We start from the raw sequence: 18,090 nt of genomic DNA, 5'->3' as shown, positions 1-18,090 counted from the left end.
CCCCAGGTGGCCACGATCGTCCCGGCTATCGCGCCGAGGCCCATCGGGAGGGCCAGCCAGGACCCGGTCAGGGTCAGGAAGAACGTGATCGTCGCCTGCGTCAGGGTCAGGGACACGATCAGCACCGCCCGCACCGCGGACGTCCGTACCGAATCCGGCATCCGGCGCCGCCGGGCCGGCTCCTCGACCCACAGTCCCCGCCCGGCCGAGCCGGCGCCCGGAACCGCACTCACACCGCCGCCCTCGTCACTGCTCATGGTCCGCTCACTCCCCACCGCGCGGTCCGTCATGCCTGCTCGTCCTGCCCACTTGCCACGTGACGCGTCTGCCCCGCCACATCCATCCCTCCCGTCCGCTCCGACGCACCCCTCGAACAGACAGACGTTCGGCGGCGCCGGGAGATTCCCGAATCGCGGATACCCGCACGGGCCGAAATGATCGCGGAACGAACAATTCCAGCCATCCATCGGGTTGCGGGAACTGACGCCCCACCAAGTGTCATCTGCCACATATCGGGCTGCTCTTGACCGGAAGTGTCGGACAACTGGCGATCTTCCTCCCGGGGTCAGGCCGAAAACGTCCGGACACGTCTTCGAAGCTGCCCCGCAGCAGTAGTAGGCTCACGCCGTTTAAATGACGGAACACCGACCCCCGGCAACGGGGTTGACCTGGGGGAGGCTGGGGAGGCCATGCGCTTTCGCGGGAAGTCCATCCGCCGGAAGATCGTGGCGTTGCTCCTTGTGCCGCTCGTCTCCCTGACCGCCCTCTGGGGCTTCGCGACAGTCATCACCGGCCGTGAGGCCGTCCAACTCTTCGACGTGGCCTACATCATCGACAAGGTCGGCTACCCCGTCGAGGACGTCGTCCGCGTCATCCAGAAGGAACGGCGCCAGACCCTGGTCGTCCTCGGCGACCCCCGGGCCGCCACCGCCACGGCCGAACTCACCAAGCGACGCGCCGAAACCGACCTGGCCGTCGAGCAGATCAGCGTCAGCGCCCGCGACTCCAAAGTCATCGACGAGCTGAGCCCGCAGAGCGCCCAGCGGCTGCGCTCGATCGTCGTCGCCTTCCAGGGCATCGGCACCATGCGCCGCTCCGTCGACCAGAACGCCCTGGACCCCACGCAGGCCCTGGATCTCTACAACCGGCTGGTCGACCCCTGCTACGACTTCCTCATGAATCTCCACGGCCTGGACAACGTGGAGGTGGACAAGGAAGGCCGCGCCCTCGTCGGCATCAGCCGCGCCCGCGAACTGCTCTCCCGCGAGGACGCCGTCATCGCCTCCGCCCTCGCCGCGCGCAACGTCACCGCTCCCGACGTCCGTCACGTCTCCGACTTCGCGGCCAACCGCAGCCTGCTCTACGAGTTCAACCTCGTGACCCTCCCCGCCGAGGACCGGGAGAGCTTCGAGCAGTTCTGGAAGAACCCCGAGACCCAGCCCCTGCGCGACGCCGAGGAGCGCTTCATATCCGGCGGCGCCGTCAACAAGCCGCGCAGCGTCACCGCCGCCCAGTGGGACGAGGCCTCCACCAAGGTCCTCGACGACCTGGCGGCCATGAACACCGCCGCCGGCGACCGCTACCAGGAGCGCATCGAGCCCGTCGCCATGGACGTCATGGTCCAGGCCGCCGCCGCCGGCATCCTCGGCTTCCTCGCCCTGGTCGTGTCCCTCGTGCTGTCCGTACGCATCGGCCGCGACCTCGTCCGCGACCTGTCCCGGCTGCGAAAGGAGGCCCACGAGGCCTCCGGCGTCCGGCTGCCCAGCGTGATGCGCCGCCTCGCCGCGGGCGAGCACGTGGACGTGGAGACCGAGTCACCCCACCTCGAATACGAGAAGGACGAGGTCGGCCAGGTCGGCCAGGCCCTCAACACCCTCCAGCGCGCCGCCGTCGAGGCCGCCGTCAAGCAGGCCGACCTGCGCCGCGGCGTCTCCGAGGTGTTCGTCAACCTGGCCCGCCGCAACCAGGTGCTGCTGCACCGCCAGCTGACCCTCCTCGACACCATGGAACGCCGTACCGAGGACACCGAGGAGCTGGCCGACCTCTTCCGCCTCGACCACATGACCACCCGCATGCGCCGGCACGCCGAGGGCCTCGTGATCCTCTCCGGCGCCGCGCCGTCCCGCCAGTGGCGCAAGCCCGTCCAGCTGATGGACGTCGTACGCGCCGCCGTCGCCGAGGTCGAGGACTACGAGCGCATCGAGGTACGCCGGCTCACGCGCCTGGGCATCGTCGGCCCGGCCGTCGCCGACGTCACCCACCTCATCGCCGAACTCCTGGAGAACGCCACCGTGTTCTCGCCGCCGCACACCGCGGTCCAGGTGCACGGCGAGCGCGTCGCCAACGGCTTCACCCTGGAGATCCACGACCGCGGCCTCGGCATGACCCCGGAAGCGCTGCTCGACGCGAACCTCCGGCTCGCCGAGACCCCCGAGTTCGAGCTCTCCGACACCGACCGCCTCGGCCTGTTCGTCGTCAGCCGCCTCGCGCAGCGCCACAGCGTCAAGGTCGTCCTCCAGCCCAGCCCGTACGGGGGCACCACCGCGGTGCTCTTCCTTCCCGCGGCCCTGCTGACCGAGGCCCCCGAGACCAACGGCGCGGGCGCCCGGTTCGACGGTGCACGGGCCGCGGCCAAGCCCCTCAGGTCCGACAAGGCCGGCCTCCTCGGCCGCGCCAAGTCCGAGCGGCCCGCGCCCGCCGCCATGGAGCGCGCGCCGTCCGGCCGCCAGCTGCCCGTCGCCGAACTGCGCGGCCCGGTCGAACTGGAGGCCCCGCTCCCGGTCGGCGGCCTGAACGGCCTGAACGGCCTGGACCGGCTGGACGGCCCTGACGATCCCGCCGTGCTCGACGACGCCCCCACGGCGATCACGAGCCGCACCGGCGCCGCCGGCCGCCCGGTCATGGCGACGCTCGACGACGAGACCCCGCCGAACGGCATCCCGCGCAGCGCCCTCCTGGGCCTGCGCCCGGCGGACCGGCCCCACACCGACCGGCACGCGGACCGCGGCGGCTCCCGCAAGGGCGACCGCGACCGCGAGTCGCTCGCGCCCACCGGCCCGGTCCGGCTGGACACCCAGCGCGTGGAGGCCCCGCGTCCGGACGGCCCCCGCTCCCAGGGCGCCGTGCCGCTGCCGCGCCGCCGCCCGACCCCGACTCTGGTCGCCGAGCACGGTCGCCGGGTGGAACCCCGCCCGGTGTCCGTGGTCCCGCAGCCCGCCCCGGCCTCCGGACCCGATGCCGGATCCGATGTGGGGGCCGCCGCACCCGGCCCCGGCATCGGCGGGCTGCCCCGCCGGGTCCGTCAGGCGAGCCTGGCGCCCCAGCTCAAGAAGTCCGCGTCCCCCGCACCCGCCGAAGCCGCCCCCGACCAGGTGGCCGACCGCGACGCGGAAGACGTACGCACGCGCATGTCCGCACTCCAGCGTGGCTGGACGGCGGGCCGCAACCAGCACGCACAGCAGAAGTCCGAGACCGAGGCAGGCACATCCGCCGCCGGCGGTCCCGCGAACGAGAACGAAGGGGACGGTCGATGACCGCACCGCAGACCGGCAACGACACCAGGGGCCGCGGCTCCGGCCCGCTCAACTGGCTCCTCGACGAGCTCGTCGACCGGGTCGGCTCCATCCGCAAGGCGGTCGTCCTCTCCGGCGACGGCCTGCCCACCGGCAGTTCCAAGGACCTGACCCGCGAGGACAGCGAGCACCTGGCCGCGGTCGCCTCCGGCTTCCACAGCCTGGCCAAGGGCGTCGGCCGGCACTTCGACTCCGGCCGGGTCCGCCAGACCGTCGTCGAGCTCGACGAGGCCTTCCTCTTCGTCATGGCCGCGGGCGACGGCAGCTGCCTGGCCGTCCTGGCCGACGCGGACTCCGACGTCGGGCAGGTGGCGTACGAGATGACGCTGATGGTCAAGCGCGTCGGCGACCACCTGGCGACCGCCCCGCGCACCGGGCTGCCAGCCGGAGGGTGAGTCGTAGGGCATGAGTGATTCAGGCCAGGACCACCCCACGGACATTTCCGCCGGTTTCCCCGTCGACCCGTCCTACCCCGACCCCGACTCCGACTCCGACCACTTGGACCCCGACCACGCGCACTGGTTCGACGACGACGCGGGACCGGTCGTCCGCCCGTACGCCATGACCCGCGGCCGGACCAGCCACGCGGGCCAGCACCGACTCGACCTGATCGCGCTCGTCGTCGCCGAACCGGCGGCCGACGATCCGGTCTGGGACATGACCCTTTCCCCGGAACACGCCCACATCCTCGGGCTGTGCCGGGGCCGACCGCAGTCGGTCGCCGAACTCGCGGCCGATCTCGACCTCGCCGTCGGGGTCGTCCGCGTCCTGATCGGCGACCTGGTCGACGAGGAACTGGTCCACGTGACCAGGCCGGTACCACCGGCAGAACTGCCCGATGAATCCATTCTGCGTGAGGTGATCGATGGCCTTCGGGCGCTTTAGCCGCACCGGTGCCATGCACGCGGTGTCGCCGGTCGAACCGCTGACCTTGAAGATCCTGGTCGCGGGCGGCTTCGGGGTGGGCAAAACCACCCTGGTCAGCGCGGTGAGCGAAATCAGACCCCTACGCACCGAGGAACGGCTCTCCGAGCCGGGCGTCGGTGTCGACGACACCGGGGGAGTGGAGGGCAAGAGCACCACCACCGTGGCCATGGACTTCGGGCGCATAACGCTCCGCGAGGACCTGGTGCTGTACCTGTTCGGCACGCCCGGGCAGGACCGCTTCTGGTTCCTGTGGGACGAGCTGGCGCAGGGTTCGCTCGGCGCCGTCGTCCTCGCGGACACCCGCCGCCTGGCCGACTGCTTCGCCGCCGTCGACTACTTCGAGCGGCGCGCGATCCCGTTCGTCGTCGCGGTCAACTGCTTCGACGGAGCCGACCGGCACCCCGTGGTGACCGTACGGACGGCCCTGGACCTCGATCCCGGGGTGCCGGTGCTGCTGTGCGACGCACGGGACCGGGAATCCGTGAAGGACGTGCTGGTGGGGGTCGTGGAACACGCGATGTCCCTGGCACGCGAGCGCCGCCGGAGCCTCTCGGCGGGAGCCTGAGCCGGCAGTCCCCTACGAGGGCCTGCCGCCGGCAGTCCCGTACGAGCGCCTGGCGCCGGCAGCTCCGTACGCGGGCCCGACGCGCGCAGTGCCGTACGCGGGCCCGCGCGAGCGGAACCGTACCGGGCGCCTGACATGGAGGCGGCCCGTACCCCCGCCGACTGGGGTACGGGCCGCAGCTCTCACAGGGGACCGGCGTCCCGGTCACGGCTCGGGACTGTGGAGCGAGTGTGAACCTGCCGCCGGAGGCCGTCAAGCGTTCGGACAACACCAGCAGTTCAGCGCACGGCGACAACGGCCGACCCGTGCCCGAACAGCCCCTGGTTCGCGGTGATCCCGACCCGCGCACCCGGCACCTGCCGCTTCCCGGCCGTACCGCGCAACTGCCAGGTCAGCTCACACACCTGCGCGATCGCCTGCGCCGGCACCGCCTCCCCGAACGAGGCCAGCCCGCCGCTGGTGTTGACCGGGACCCGGCCGCCCAGCGCCGTCGCCCCCTCCCGTACCAGCTTCGCCCCCTCACCCTCTCCGCACAGCCCGAGGTCCTCGTACCACTCCAGCTCCAGGGCGGTGGACAGGTCGTACACCTCGGCGAGCGACAGGTCGTCCGGGCCGAGCCCCGCCTCCTCGTAGGCGGCGCGCGCGATCGAGGACCTGAAGGACCCGGCCGTCGGCGCCACCGCCACCGCCGAGTCGGTCGCGATGTCCGGCAGGTCCAGCACCGTACGCGGATAGGTGGGCGTCACGGTCGAGACGGCCCGGATCCGCACCGGATCGGCCACCCCGCGCGACCGCGCGAAGTCCATGCTCGTGAGCACCAGGGCCGCGCCCCCGTCGGAGGTGGCGCAGATGTCGAGCAGCCGGAGCGGATCGGCGACCACCGCCGAGGCCGCGACCTCCTCCGCGGTGACCCGCCTGCGGTAGCGGGCGTGCGGATTGAGCGCCCCGGCCGCCGCGTTCTTCACCTTGACCTGGGCGAAGTCCTCCAGGGTGTCCCCGTGGAGGGCCATCCGGCGCCGCGCGTAGAGCGCGAAGTAGGCCGGGTTGGTGGCGCCGAGCACACGGAACCGCAGCCAGTCCGGATCGTCGGGCCGGTCGCCGCCCGCCGGTGCGAAGAACCCCTTGGGCGCGGCGTCCGCGCCGACCACGAGCACCACGTCGGCAAGGCCCGCCAGGATCTGCGCGCGGGCGGCTCCGACGGCCTGGGCGCCGGACGCACAAGCCGCGTACACGCTGGTGACCCGCGCACCCTGCCAGCCGAGGGCCCGGGCGAAGGTGGCGCCCGCCACGTAGCCCGGGTATCCCGAACGCACGGTGTCGGCGCCGACGATCGACTCCACCTGCGTCCAGTCCAGACCGGCGTCGTCCAGCGCCGCCCGAGCGGCGGCCCTCCCGTACTCGACGAAACCGCGGCCCCATTTGCCCCAGGGGTGCATACCGGCCCCGAGGACGGCGATGTCGGCGCTCACTCGGCGCCTCCCACCGGCCGGAACTGCCAGGTGGTCCAGACGGTCCCGGTGACCTCAGCGGTCCCGGCGGCCCCCGCGGTCCCCCCGCCCTCGTGCAGTACGCCCCCGACCACCTCGACCTCCATCCCGACCGCCAGATCGGCGACCCCCACGCCGGGCGCGGCCTGCCCCAGGACCACCATTCCCTCGGCCTCCAGCTCCACCGCGACCAGCGTGTACGGCTCCCAGGGCACGGCCGGGTCGGAAACGTACGGCGCGGGCGGCCGGTAGCGCCCGTCGGTGTAGGACCAGACCCGGCCGCGCGGGGACAGCGGCACCTCGGCGAGCTCACCGCCTCCGGGGCAGTGCGGATTGCGGCAGTACGCGTCCTCGCGCGGGAAGAACACCGCGGTACAGGCCGAGCACCGGGTGCCGAGCAGCCGGAAGCCCCCGCCGTCCGGCGCGTCCTCGGTGAACCACCCGCTCACGACGGGTGTGCGTGTGCGTGCCACGATGCCCCTCCCTGTCAGTGACCTGACGGATCGTCAGAAGTCTGCCACGGGCGGACGACCCTGACACGGGTTCTCGGCAAGCCACTTCCGCGCGATCTCGCCCAGCTCCGCGTCGCGGCCGGCCAGCATCATCCGGATCATCTGCGCGTCTCCGCGCAGCGACCATCCGGGATGGCCGAAAGTGGCCGGATTGTTCCCCTCGATCAGGAAGTGCGCGGGCCAGGCGGTCCCATACCCGATCAGGGGGAGTGCGGCGAGGTAGCGCCCGCGGCCGCGGGCCAGCCCGTAGGCGGTCAGGGCCAGACCGGTGAGGGTGCCGGTGAGATGGATCCAGCGGGTGGCGGCGCGCGAGTGCATCGCGACGTAGTACGGCCAGAATTCCTCGTACGAGGTGAAAGTCATGCGGGCACGGTACTCACGGCGGGACGGCGGCGACAGCACCGCGGAAGTCGCGATGCCTGTCGCGAAGAACCGTCGACCGGAGCCCCCGGGTCGGTCCCGCAACCGCCGCCGTCCGCACCCGCCTTGGCATACGATCGCCGGATGCCGGCACACCTGAAGGACTCGCACTGCTCCACCTGCGGAGCGCCGTACTCCACCCCTGCGTGGCCCCGCGCCTGCGCGGCCTGCGGGGCGACCGCCTACCGCAACCCGCTCCCGGTGGCCGTCACTCTCCTCCCCGTCGAAGAAGTGGGCGGCACCGGCCTCGTGGTCATCACCCGCACCATCGAACCGGCCCTCGGCGGCGTCGCGCTCCCCGGCGGCTTCATCGACTTCGGTGAGGACTGGCGCGACGCGGTCGTCCGTGAACTCTTCGAGGAGACCGGCATCACGGCCCCGGCCTCGGAGGTCGTCCTGGCCGACGCCCTGAGCTCCCCGGCGGGCCATCTCCTCCTCTTCGGCCTCCTCCCGGCCCGCCCGGCCGCGGACCTTCCCGCCTCGAAGCCGACGGACGAGACCACGGGCTGGCACATCCTGCGCACCCCCTCGGCGCTGGCCTTCCCCCTCCACACCCAGGCGGCGGCGTCCTGGTTCGCGGGCAAGTACGCCTGAGCCCGACGCCCCCTCGGCGGCCCGGGCGCCCGACCCCGGGAGCACGGGCCGGCCGGGAGGGGCGCGGCTCGCGGCTTCCGGGCCCGGGGGATCGGTGTCAGTGCCAGTTGCTGATCTGTACGTCGTGCGGATGCGGCGCGCCGGAGCCCGTCTCCACGAAGGACTTCAAGCTCATCAGGAAGATCGCCCACTTGGTGCTGCAGTGGTTCATGAACGCGACCGGTTCGCGCCAGCCCGCGTGCGCGAACATGAGGATCGTCCACTCGCCTTCCCGGGTCAGCTCGAAGCTCACCGTCGTCCCGACCCACTCGGCCGGACCGTCGACGACCTCCCACCGCACCAGCGCGTCCGGCCGGAGGTCGAGCACCTTCATGTCGAAGCCGCCGACGTCGCCGAACCGGAACTCCAGGACGCCGTCGCCGTTCCCACGCGTGTCGGTCGTCCACCACGCGGCCAGGCCCTCGACCGTGGTGAGCGCCTCGTACACCTTCTCCGGGCTCGCGGTGATGCCTACCCGGTGCAGGATGTCCACCATCTCGCTCTCCTCCTTCTCCGTGTCACCGCTCTGCGTTCTTCGCTCGTTGGATCGCTTCGGCGAGGCTCTTGACGCGCCGCAGGCGGGCGTCCCACATCTCGCCGACGGAGTTCAGCTGCGCCACGGCACGGGCCAGCTGCGCCTCGTCCACCTGGTAGCGCTTCTCCCGTCCCGCCGGCGCGGACCGGACCAGTCCGACCCGGTCGAGCACCGCCAGGTGTTTGGTCACGGCTTGGCGCGTCACGGGCAGGTGCGCGCTGAGGGTCGTCGCCGTCCCCTGGCCGTCGGCCAGCAGGAGGTCGATCATGCGGCGCCGGGTCGGGTCGCCTATCGCGGACCAGAGGTCGTCGTCGACGGCGGTGTTCATCGCGCCGCCGCCAGCCGGTCGGCGGTCGCGACCAGGCGCGGCAGGTAGAAGTCCCAGCCCTTCCGGTGGTCGTCGTAGTGGGCTTCGAGCACGGCGGCCTCCCAGCCCCGCTCGCGGTAGCCGCTCTCGCGGAAGCGGACGGTGGTGCCCTGGTCCGTGGGAACGAGCTCGAAGGTCACCAGCAGTGAATTGCCCGGACCCGCTGCCTCCGTCGCGGTCTCGTCGTAGGTCCAGCGGAACGAGAACATGCGCGGCGGGTCGGCCTCCACGACCGTGAACGGCGCCGACTGCTGCCGGCCGGTGTCCTCGTCTGTCCACGTGAGACGGGCCGTGGCGCCCGGGGCCGGCTCGAACGCGGTGTCGGCGCTCCACCAGTCCCTGATGTGCTCGGGGCTGCTGAGCACCTCGAACACCACCTCCGGCGAGGCGTCGACGTGCAGCTCGCGCTCGATGCTCCCGTACTCCATGGCCGTCTCCCTCTTTAGCAACCTTCGGTTGCGTATGAATCTAGCCCACCTCCGAGGCATGCGCAACCGATGGTTGCGTGTCCGTGTCCGTGTCGGCGGGGCGGGGGCGGAGGCGGGACAGGGGCGGCACCATGAGCCCGTACGGCCACGGCGGGCCCACTGCCTCCCGGCCCGCCCGCCGCCTGTCGGCCTGCCCGCCCGCCTGGCGGCCCGGCCGCCCTGCACCGGCCGCCCGCCCGCAGGGCGCCGCGCGCCTACAGCCCCCGTACGGTGACCCCCTCCACCGGGTTTCCCGCCTCGTCCTCCACCACCACCGCGTCCCCAAGCCACCGCACCGTGTACCGCTCCACCTCACCCGGTTCGAAGCCCGGCCCCGGATCCCGGATCACCACCCCGCCCCCCGTCCGCCCCCGCGCCGGAGCCCAGACCTCCAGCTCCACCCCGCCGTCGGAGCCGGAGCCGGCACGCACCGGCAGCACGGCCCCCGCCCGCGCCAGCACCGGGATCCGGCCCTGCGGCGCGTCCAGCAGGATCTGGCCCGGACCCTCGTACGCCGCCCCCGTCGCCGTGTCGTACCAGCGCCCCCGCGGCAGCCGTACCGCCCGCCGGTCCGCCCCGCACTCCAGCACCGGCGCCACCAGCAGCGCGTCACCCAGCAGGAACGTGTCCTCGCAGTCCCGTAACCGGCGCTCCTCCGGTGTCCCCCACCACACCGGCCGGACGTAGGGGGCGCCCGTCCGCCGCGCCAGATGGGCCAGCGTCACGAAGTACGGCCGCAGCCGCTCCCGCTCCGCCATCACCGCCCCCGCCTGCTCCGCCACCTCCGGCCCGAACTCCCACGGCTCCCGCCGCCCCGCCCAGATCGCGGAGTGGGTCCGGAACAGTGGCAGGTAGGCCCCCAGTTGCAGCCAGCGCACGTACAACTCCGGCGACGGAGACCCCCCGAACCCGCCGACGTCCGGACCCGAGTACGGGACCCCGCACAGCCCGAGCCCCAGCACCAGCGCCAGCGAGGCACGCAGCCCCTCCCAGCTGGACTCCACATCCCCCGACCACGTGCCCCCGTACCGCTGCATCCCGGCCCACCCCGACCGCGAGAACAGGAACGGCCGCTCGGCGGGCCGCAGCCGCACCAGCCCCTCCCACCCCGCCCGCGCCATCCCCAGCGCATACACGTTGTGCCCCTCGCGGTGGTCACCACCCGCCCCGTCCAGCGCGTGCCGCGCCGACCTCGGCAGCGTCGTGTCACCGAACGGCGCGAAGGACACCGGCTCGTTCATGTCGTGCCAGAACCCGGCGAAACCCTGCGCGAGCCGCTCCTCGTACAGCCCGCCCCACCACTCCCGGACCGCCGGATCCGTGAAATCCGGGTACGCGCACTCGCCCGGCCACACCTCACCGCGCACCTCCCCGCCCCGCGCGTCCCGCACGAAGGCCCCGCCCGCCCCCACCGTCAGCCCCGCCGCGTGCACCCCGTCGCCCGCCTTCACCGCCGGGTCCACGATCGACACGAGCCGCACCCCCCGTTCCTCCAACTCCCGCGACAGCTCGGGCAGATCGGGGAACCGCCCCTCATTCACCGTGAACACCCGGTGCCCGTCGTAGTGATCGATGTCCAGATGTACGGCCGACAGCACGAGCCCGCGCGACGCGTACCCCGCCACCACCCGCCGCACCTCCTCCGCGCTCCCGAAGCCCCACCGCGCGTGCTGGTACCCCAGCGCCCACTCCGGCGGAACCGCGGCCGCCCCCGTCAGCCCCGCCCACCCGTGCAGCACCCGCGCAGGCGTTCCCGCCAGCACCCAGCACCGCAGCGGGCCGCCCTCCATCCGCAGCTCACTCGCCCCCGGCCGGTCCGCACCCGAACCCGCGCCCTCCTCACCCTCGCGCAGCACCACCCGCCCGTCCCACGAGTTGTCGTGGAACACCAGATGCGTCCCCGCGTCCGCGACCACCATCTGCACCGGCATCGTCAGGTACAGCGGATCGACCCCCGGCCCGAAGCCCCCCTTCGGATCGGTGTTCCACAGCCGGTACGCCCCGTCCCGCAGCCGCGGCCCCGCGGCCCGCCCGCCCAGTCCGAAGAACCGCGCGTCCGCCGACACCTCGCTCCGCTGCAGCCACCGCGCCGCGCCCATCCGCGGATCCACCGGCTCCCACCACCGCGGCGGCGCCTCCCGCCGCAGCACCGCCCCGCCCGGCGTACGCACCTCCAGCGCCCCGTGCCGCGACACCGCCACCGTCACCCGCTCCGACACCACCCGCCAGCCGCCCCCGGTGTCCGGCTCCAGCACGGCCCGCGGATCCGGTTCGGGGCCGTCGCCCACCACCGCGTACGACGGCGTCGGCCGGGCCCCGTCCCAGCTCCAGAACACCGCGCCGCCCACAGTCACCCGTACCAGCAGCTCGGAGCGCGCGAACCGCAGCACGCCCCCGCCCGGTCGGGCCTCCGTACCGGTCAGCAGCCCCGGCACGCGCGCCCGCTCCGCGCCCCGGCGCGGAAGCCCCACGGCGTCCGAGCGCCGGTGGCGCCAGGCAGAGCGCCAGGCGCGCCGACCCCGCTCCGTACCGATGTCCTTCATCGCACGTACCAGATCACGACCGTTCATGCCGCTCACCCTGCCACCGGCCCCCGGCCGAGGGGACGGCGTTCAACTGTCGTTCATCCGGCAGCGGCACCCCGGCGCCGATGACCCGACCCGCCAGGACAGCCCTGGTGCAGCGGAGGATCACATGGCATGGTCCCTGTGAGCCGCCGCGCCGACACCCCCGCGCGACGGCACCGTACGCACACGAAGCGCGAGCCGCAGACTTGACCGGGAGCCGACCCATGACCTCAGCCACGCAGCCGGAACCCCTCTGGGTGCCGGGCCCCGACCGGATCGCCGCGGCCCGGATCACCGCCTTCCAGGCCTGGGCCGCCGAGTGCCACGGAGCCCCGGCCGACGGCGGCTACCCCGCCCTGCACCGCTGGTCCGTCGACGAGCTCGACACCTTCTGGCAGGCCGTCGCCGAGTGGTTCGACGTCCGCTTCACCACCCCCTACGAGTCCGTCCTCGCCGACCGCTCCATGCCCGGCGCACGCTGGTTCACCGGAGCCACCCTCAACTACGCCGAGCACGCGCTGCGCGCCGCCGAGGACCCGGCCCGCGCCGACACCCCCGCCCTGCTGTACGTCGACGAGACCCACGAGACCGTCCCCGTCACCTGGGCCGAGCTCCGCCGCCAGGTCGGGTCGCTCGCCGCCGAACTGCGCGCCCTCGGCGTACGCCCCGGCGACCGCATCAGCGGCTACCTCCCCAACATCCCCGAGGCTGCGGTCGCCCTCCTCGCCACCGCCGCCGTCGGCGGGGTCTGGACCTCCTGCGCCCCCGACTTCGGCGCCCGCAGCGTCCTCGACCGCTTCCAGCAGGTCGAGCCGGTCGTCCTGTTCACCGTGGACGGCTACCGCTACGGCGGCAAGGAGCACGACCGCCGCGACACCGTCGCCGAACTCCGCGCGGAGCTCCCCTCCGTGCGCGCCGTCGTCCACATCCCGCTCCTCGGTACGCCGGCCCCGGAAGGCGCCCTGGAGTGGTCCGCCGTCACCTCCGGCGACACCGAGCCCGTCTTCGAGGCGGTCCCCTTCGACCACCCGCTCTGGGTGCTGTACTCCTCCGGTACGACCGGCCTCCCCAAGGCCATCGTCCAGTCACAGGGCGGCATCCTCCTCGAACACCTCAAGCAGCTCGGCCTGCACTGCGACCTCGGCCCCGAGGACCGGTTCTTCTGGTACACCTCCACCGGCTGGATGATGTGGAACTTCCTCATCTCCGGCCTGCTCACCGGTACGACCGTCGTCCTCTACGACGGCAGCCCCGGCTACCCCGACACGGGCGCCCAGTGGCGCATCGCCGAGCGGACGAAGGCCACCCTCTACGGCACCTCCGCCGCCTACGTCATGGCCTGCCGCAAGGCCGAGGTCCACCCGTCCCGCGACTTCGACCTCTCCGCCGTGAAGTGCGTGGCCACCACCGGCTCCCCGCTCCCGCCCGACGGCTTCCGCTGGCTCCACGACGAGGTCGCCGAAGACCTCTGGATCGCCTCCGTCAGCGGCGGCACGGACGTCTGCAGCTGCTTCGCGGGTGCCGTACCCACCCTCCCGGTCCACATCGGCGAACTCCAGGCCGCCTGCCTCGGTACGGACCTCCAGGCCTGGGACCCCTCCGGCAAGCCCGTCATGGGCGAGGTCGGCGAGCTGGTCGTCACCAACCCCATGCCGTCCATGCCGATCCACTTCTGGAACGACCCCGACGGCAGCCGCTACCGCGACAGCTACTTCGAGATGTTCCCGGGCGTCTGGCGCCACGGTGACTGGATCACCCTCACCGACCACGGCTCGGTGATCATCCACGGCCGCTCCGACTCCACCCTCAACCGGCAGGGCGTCCGGATGGGCTCCGCCGACATCTACGAGGCTGTCGAACGCCTCCCCGAGATCAAGGAATCCCTGGTCATCGGCCTTGAGGAACCGAACGGCGGCTACTGGATGCCGCTCTTCGTCCACCTCGTCCCCGGCGCCACCCTCGACGACGACCTGCGCGCCCGGATCAAGGCGACCATCCGGGAGGAACTCTCCCCGCGCCACGTCCCCGACGAGATCATGGAAGTTCCCGGCATTCCGCACACCCTCACCGGCAAGCGCATCGAAGTCCCGGTCAAGCGCCTCCTGCAGGGCGCACCCCTGGCCAAGGCGGTCAACCCGGGCTCCGTCGACAACCTCGACCTGCTCCACTTCTACGAGGAGCTGGCCCGCACGCGAGGCTGAGGCCACTGTCAGTGGCGCTGATTACTCTGAGTGAGCAAGTGATTGCGATACTCAGGGGGAGTCATGCCACGCAAGAACGACACCGGTACGAACACGAACACGGGCACCCGCACGGGCACGGACATGGGCACGGGCACGGGCACGGGCACGCGCCGGACCCGCACCAACGACCGGCGCCGCCTGCTGCGCCGCGAGGTCCCCGGCACCGTCGGCCTCCTGGCCGACGCCGGGGACTTCGCGGCCATGTGCGGCTACCGCAGCTTCAGCTTCGACCACCACGCCGACTACGCCGACTACCTCCACCACGTGGACGGCCTGCTCAGGTCCCTCGCGGCCCAGGGCATCCACACCACCATCGCCCTTTTCGATCCCGAGGAGTACGCCGAGTTCTGCGGGGACACCGGACTCGACCCGGACACCGCCGAAGCCCGTGCCCGCTTCACCGCCGACCTCGCGGGCAGCGGCGCTCTCCTGCCCTACAGCGGCCAGCCCATCGACGAGCTCGTCCCACTCCTCGTCGACGAGGCCGTCCGCCAGGCCACCTGGGAGTACGCCACCGGGGTCCTCGCCGAGGTCGGTCGTTGCGCGGACTGCGGCGAGGACATCGGCCACGCCTCATTCGACCGGGCCACCGACGCACTCAAACGCCTGGTGGCCGGCGCCGGCCCCGGTCACCACCACTTCGTCTGCAGCATCCCGACCGAAGCGCAACAACTCGTCGCCGTCCTGCACGCCGACACCACCGACGACCCGGAGGTCCCGCCCCGCGTCGAGGGCCGCGAAGGCCTCGACTTCGTGACGGTCCTCGCCGCCGGACTCGCCCTCGGCGGCCCCGGGGGACTGGTCGTACGGACCACCGGCCAGGGCCGCCGGGACCGGGTCCACGGCTGGCGCCTGGACCGGGGCCGGCTCACCGCCCTGTCGGCCGCCGCCGTCTTCGACGCCTACTGCACCGACGCCGACACCGGAGACCCCGTCGCCCCCGAATCGGGCGTCGAATACTGCCCGGGCTACGAGGTCGACGCAGCCGGACCGCACCACTGACCGGGCCAGGACGGACCGAGGGGCCCTCGCCACCGGCGAAGGCCCCTCGACACCGCACCACACCATCCGGCTACTCGCCGGACAGCACCGCCTGAGCGGCCCCACGGGCCTCCTCGGCACTGTCCGACGCACGCGCCGCCGCCGCGGCACGCTCGCACTGGGCCAGCGTGTACTTGGCGAGCGTCGCCCGCACATAAGGAATCGAAGCGGCACCCATCGACAGAGAGGTGACACCCAGACCGGTCAGCACACAGGCCAGCAGCGGATCCGAAGCGGCCTCGCCACAGACACCGCAGCTCTTGCCCTCCGCCCTGGCGGCGTCCGCCGACATGGCGATCAGGTCGAGCAGCGCCGGCTGCCACGGGTCCTGGAGCCGCGAGACGGCGCCGACCTGACGGTCGGCGGCGAAGGCGTACTGGGCCAGGTCGTTGGTGCCCAGCGACAGGAACTCGACCTCCTGGAGGATCGAGCGCGCGCGCAGCGCGGCGGAGGGGATCTCCACCATCGCGCCGAACTTCGCGTTCAGACCGGCCTCCCGGCAAGCGTCCGCGAAGGCCTTGGCGTCGATCCGGTCGGCGACCATCGGGGCCATGACCTCGAGGTGGACCGGCAGCCCCTCGGCCGCCTTCGCCAGCGCGGTGAGCTGCGTACGCAGCACGTCCGGGTGGTCGAGCAGCGAGCGCAGCCCGCGCACACCCAGCGCCGGGTTGGGCTCGTCGCCCGGCGTCAGGAAGTCGAGCGGCTTGTCCGCGCCGGCATCGAGCACCCGCACCACGACACGGCCCTCGGGGAACGCTTCGAGCACCTTGCGGTAGGACTCGATCTGCTTCTCCTCGGACGGCGCCTTCTTGCTGTCGTCCAGGAACAGGAACTCGGTGCGGAACAGACCCACACCCTCCGCCCCGGCCTCGACGGCGGCCGGCACGTCCGCGGGACCGCCGACATTGGCCAGCAGCGGCACCTTGTGACCGTCGGAGGTCGCTCCCGGACCGGACGAGGCGGCCAGAGCCGCCTTACGCTCGGCGGCCGCGGCCTCCAGCTCGGCCCGCTTCTGCGGCGACGGTTCCACGAACAGGTCACCGGTGCTGCCGTCCACCGCGATCATGGTGCCCTCGGCGATCTCACCGGCACCCGGCAGTGCCACGATCGCCGGCACGCCCAGCGCCCGCGCGAGGATGGCGCTGTGGCTGGTCGGCCCGCCCTCCTCGGTCACGAAACCGAGGACGAGCGCAGGGTCGAGCAGCGCCGTGTCGGCCGGAGCCAGGTCCCGCGCGATCAGCACGTACGGCTCGTCGCTGTCGGGCACACCCGGCATCGGCACGCCGAGCAGCCGCGCCACGATGCGGTTGCGTACGTCGTCGAGGTCGGCCACCCGGCCCGCCATGTACTCGCCGGCCCCCGCGAGCAGGTCGCGGTACGCGGCGAACGCGTCGTACACACCGCGCTCCGCGGTGCTCCCGACGGCGATCCGCCGGTCGACGTCCGCCATCAGCTCGGGGTCCTCGGCGATCATCGCCTGGGCCTCGAGCACGTGCTGGGCCTCGCCACCGGCCAGCTGGCCACGAGCGATCAGATCGGCCGCCACGGCACTCACGGCCTGACGGGCGCGCCCCTGTTCGCGCGCCGCCTCATCCGCGGTGATCTGCCGGGCCGGCGGCTCCAGAACCGCCGTGCCCATGTGCCGCACCTCGCCGATCGCCACCCCGTGGCTCACGCCGACGCCTCGCAGCGTTGTCTCCATTTCACCCGTCTCCGATTGAGCGGCGGGCCGAGCCGCCGCGGTGGATATCCGACTCGCTCGCACAGGCGGGCGTGTCACTGCCAGCTGAAGAGAGCGTCGTCAGCCTTCACGTCGCCGTCCTCGACAAGGTCGGAGAGGGATTCGGCCGTCGCTTCGAGCGCCACGACCGGGCAGATCGGCGACTTGCCGGCCGCCTCGACCGCGGCGGGGTTCCAGCGGATCACGACCTGGCCGCGGGTCACGGTGTCGCCCTTGTTCACGAGGAGCTCGAAGCCCTCGCCGTTGAGCTGAACCGTGTCGATGCCGAGGTGCGTGAGTACACCGTGACCTTCGCCGTCGACGACTACGTACGCGTGCGGGTGCAGGGAGACGACCACACCGTCGACGGGGGACACCGCCTCCGACGGCTCGCGCACGGGATCAATGGCGGTGCCCGGTCCCACCATCGCGCCGGAGAACACCGGATCGGGCACTGCCGCGAGTCCGATGGCGCGGCCGGCAAGTGGGGACGTCACGTTGGTCATGGGGGCCTCCCAGGGGTGGGGCTCTTCGTGTCGCCGTCACTACCTGTCGCGAACGGCGTACTCTTGAGAAGGATATGACACAAGATGTTGGGGTTCGCCCGATGTTGAACCTGGTCCGAGCGTCTCCGTTGGCAGGGAGACTAGTGGACTAGACCGGTGGACTAGACCATACGCCTGAATCGATTTGCTTGGGCACCCCCAGAGCTGTACTGTCGTGACTCCCGCCAGGACGCCTCGTGTGAACTTCTCGCGAACGGCCGATGGACGGGACTCCTCCTCCTTCAGTATCGATCTTGATTCCGTCCCCTTTTCGTATGCCTTTTCGGTAATACGGCGAGTGGTCAGGAAGAAGGAAAAGCGCTGATAGACTCGGGATCGCCGGAAAGGGAAAACGCGAAAGCGAATACCTGGAAAGCGTCGACGAAGTCGGACACGAAAGAGTCTGATAGAGTCGGAAACGCAAGAACAGAACGAAAGCCCGGAGGAAAGCCCGAGAGGGTGAGTACAAAGGAAGCGTCCGTTCCTTGA

17 protein-coding genes and 1 pseudogene are annotated in these 18,090 nt (G+C 72.2%); 7 read left to right on the top strand and 11 right to left on the bottom strand.

Annotation, left to right across the window (positions count from 1 at the left end; all coding sequences use genetic code 11):
- A pseudogene (locus tag ACWGIU_RS06870) lies at positions 1–257 on the bottom strand (hypothetical protein); the annotation flags it as partial.
- Positions 258–689: 432 nt separating this feature from the next.
- Between ACWGIU_RS06870 and ACWGIU_RS06865 the strand changes: the two are divergent.
- From ACWGIU_RS06865 to ACWGIU_RS06850, 4 genes are read left to right on the top strand one after another with little or no spacing between them, the layout of a single operon-like run.
- On the top strand, positions 690–3,533 hold the full coding sequence (locus ACWGIU_RS06865; RefSeq protein WP_453703123.1) for a nitrate- and nitrite sensing domain-containing protein: 2,844 nt from the start codon (positions 690–692) through the stop codon (positions 3,531–3,533).
- Positions 3,530–3,967, top strand: coding sequence for a roadblock/LC7 domain-containing protein (locus tag ACWGIU_RS06860; protein ID WP_030016314.1), 438 nt, complete (start codon positions 3,530–3,532; stop codon positions 3,965–3,967). Before ACWGIU_RS06865 ends, ACWGIU_RS06860 begins: the two co-directional genes overlap by 4 nt.
- A 43-nt stretch (positions 3,968–4,010) precedes the next feature.
- Entirely contained in the window at positions 4,011–4,457 is a 447-nt protein-coding gene (locus ACWGIU_RS06855; protein WP_453703125.1) for a DUF742 domain-containing protein, read from the top strand.
- Positions 4,438–5,064: a GTP-binding protein gene (locus ACWGIU_RS06850; RefSeq protein WP_453703122.1), complete on the top strand. Its 627-nt coding sequence runs from the start codon at positions 4,438–4,440 to the stop codon at positions 5,062–5,064. Before ACWGIU_RS06855 ends, ACWGIU_RS06850 begins: the two co-directional genes overlap by 20 nt.
- Before the next feature lie 278 nt (positions 5,065–5,342).
- Here the strand turns inward: ACWGIU_RS06850 and ACWGIU_RS06845 are convergent, their stop codons facing one another.
- From ACWGIU_RS06845 to ACWGIU_RS06835, 3 genes are read right to left on the bottom strand one after another with little or no spacing between them, the layout of a single operon-like run.
- Positions 5,343–6,533 carry a lipid-transfer protein gene (locus ACWGIU_RS06845; RefSeq protein WP_453703120.1) on the bottom strand — a complete coding sequence of 397 codons (1,191 nt, stop codon included), beginning with the start codon at positions 6,531–6,533 and terminating at the stop codon, positions 5,343–5,345.
- A complete protein-coding gene (locus tag ACWGIU_RS06840; protein ID WP_453703118.1) occupies positions 6,530–7,024 on the bottom strand; it encodes a Zn-ribbon domain-containing OB-fold protein in 495 nt (164 codons plus the stop codon). The genes ACWGIU_RS06845 and ACWGIU_RS06840 overlap by 4 nt, the downstream gene beginning before the upstream one ends.
- A 33-nt stretch (positions 7,025–7,057) precedes the next feature.
- Positions 7,058–7,426 (bottom strand): Mpo1-like protein, encoded by a 369-nt coding sequence (locus ACWGIU_RS06835; RefSeq protein WP_453703117.1) that lies wholly within the window; start codon positions 7,424–7,426, stop codon positions 7,058–7,060.
- 141 nt (positions 7,427–7,567) lie between these two features.
- Here ACWGIU_RS06835 and ACWGIU_RS06830 point away from each other — a divergent pair, with 141 nt between their 5' ends.
- A complete protein-coding gene (locus tag ACWGIU_RS06830; RefSeq protein ID WP_453703115.1) occupies positions 7,568–8,077 on the top strand; it encodes an NUDIX domain-containing protein in 510 nt (169 codons plus the stop codon).
- Positions 8,078–8,174: 97 nt separating this feature from the next.
- Here the strand turns inward: ACWGIU_RS06830 and ACWGIU_RS06825 are convergent, their stop codons facing one another.
- From ACWGIU_RS06825 to ACWGIU_RS06810, 4 genes are all read right to left on the bottom strand, one after another.
- Entirely contained in the window at positions 8,175–8,612 is a 438-nt protein-coding gene (locus ACWGIU_RS06825) for an SRPBCC family protein (RefSeq protein ID WP_453703114.1), read from the bottom strand.
- A 22-nt stretch (positions 8,613–8,634) separates the two neighbouring features.
- On the bottom strand, positions 8,635–8,979 hold the full coding sequence (locus tag ACWGIU_RS06820) for an ArsR/SmtB family transcription factor (RefSeq protein WP_453703112.1): 345 nt from the start codon (positions 8,977–8,979) through the stop codon (positions 8,635–8,637).
- Complete coding sequence (locus tag ACWGIU_RS06815; protein ID WP_453703110.1) at positions 8,976–9,446, bottom strand: SRPBCC domain-containing protein; 471 nt, start codon at positions 9,444–9,446, stop codon at positions 8,976–8,978. The genes ACWGIU_RS06820 and ACWGIU_RS06815 overlap by 4 nt, the downstream gene beginning before the upstream one ends.
- A 254-nt stretch (positions 9,447–9,700) precedes the next feature.
- Positions 9,701–12,055: a glycoside hydrolase family 31 protein gene (locus ACWGIU_RS06810; protein ID WP_453703109.1), complete on the bottom strand. Its 2,355-nt coding sequence runs from the start codon at positions 12,053–12,055 to the stop codon at positions 9,701–9,703.
- A gap of 221 nt (positions 12,056–12,276) precedes the next feature.
- On the opposite strand from ACWGIU_RS06810, the gene ACWGIU_RS06805 reads away from it, so the two are divergent.
- Both ACWGIU_RS06805 and ACWGIU_RS06800 read left to right on the top strand, forming a co-directional pair.
- Positions 12,277–14,253 (top strand): acetoacetate--CoA ligase, encoded by a 1,977-nt coding sequence (locus tag ACWGIU_RS06805; RefSeq protein WP_453703107.1) that lies wholly within the window; start codon positions 12,277–12,279, stop codon positions 14,251–14,253.
- Positions 14,254–14,376: 123 nt separating this feature from the next.
- On the top strand, positions 14,377–15,297 hold the full coding sequence (locus ACWGIU_RS06800; protein ID WP_453703124.1) for a hypothetical protein: 921 nt from the start codon (positions 14,377–14,379) through the stop codon (positions 15,295–15,297).
- A 70-nt stretch (positions 15,298–15,367) separates the two neighbouring features.
- Here ACWGIU_RS06800 and ptsP read toward each other — a convergent pair whose 3' ends face one another.
- The 3 genes from ptsP to ACWGIU_RS06785 form a co-directional block, all read right to left on the bottom strand.
- Positions 15,368–17,038, bottom strand: coding sequence for a phosphoenolpyruvate--protein phosphotransferase (ptsP, locus tag ACWGIU_RS06795; RefSeq protein ID WP_453703106.1), 1,671 nt, complete (start codon positions 17,036–17,038; stop codon positions 15,368–15,370).
- A gap of 74 nt (positions 17,039–17,112) precedes the next feature.
- Positions 17,113–17,562: a PTS sugar transporter subunit IIA gene (locus tag ACWGIU_RS06790; protein WP_453703105.1), complete on the bottom strand. Its 450-nt coding sequence runs from the start codon at positions 17,560–17,562 to the stop codon at positions 17,113–17,115.
- Between the two features lie 341 nt (positions 17,563–17,903).
- The coding region (locus ACWGIU_RS06785) for a hypothetical protein (protein ID WP_453703104.1) at positions 17,904–18,090 on the bottom strand (187 nt) is incomplete at its 5' end.

Source organism: Streptomyces sp. NPDC054840, from assembly GCF_053611065.1.
Note: the sequence above shows the minus strand (reverse complement) of the source record. Positions and strands in the feature narration are given on the sequence as shown.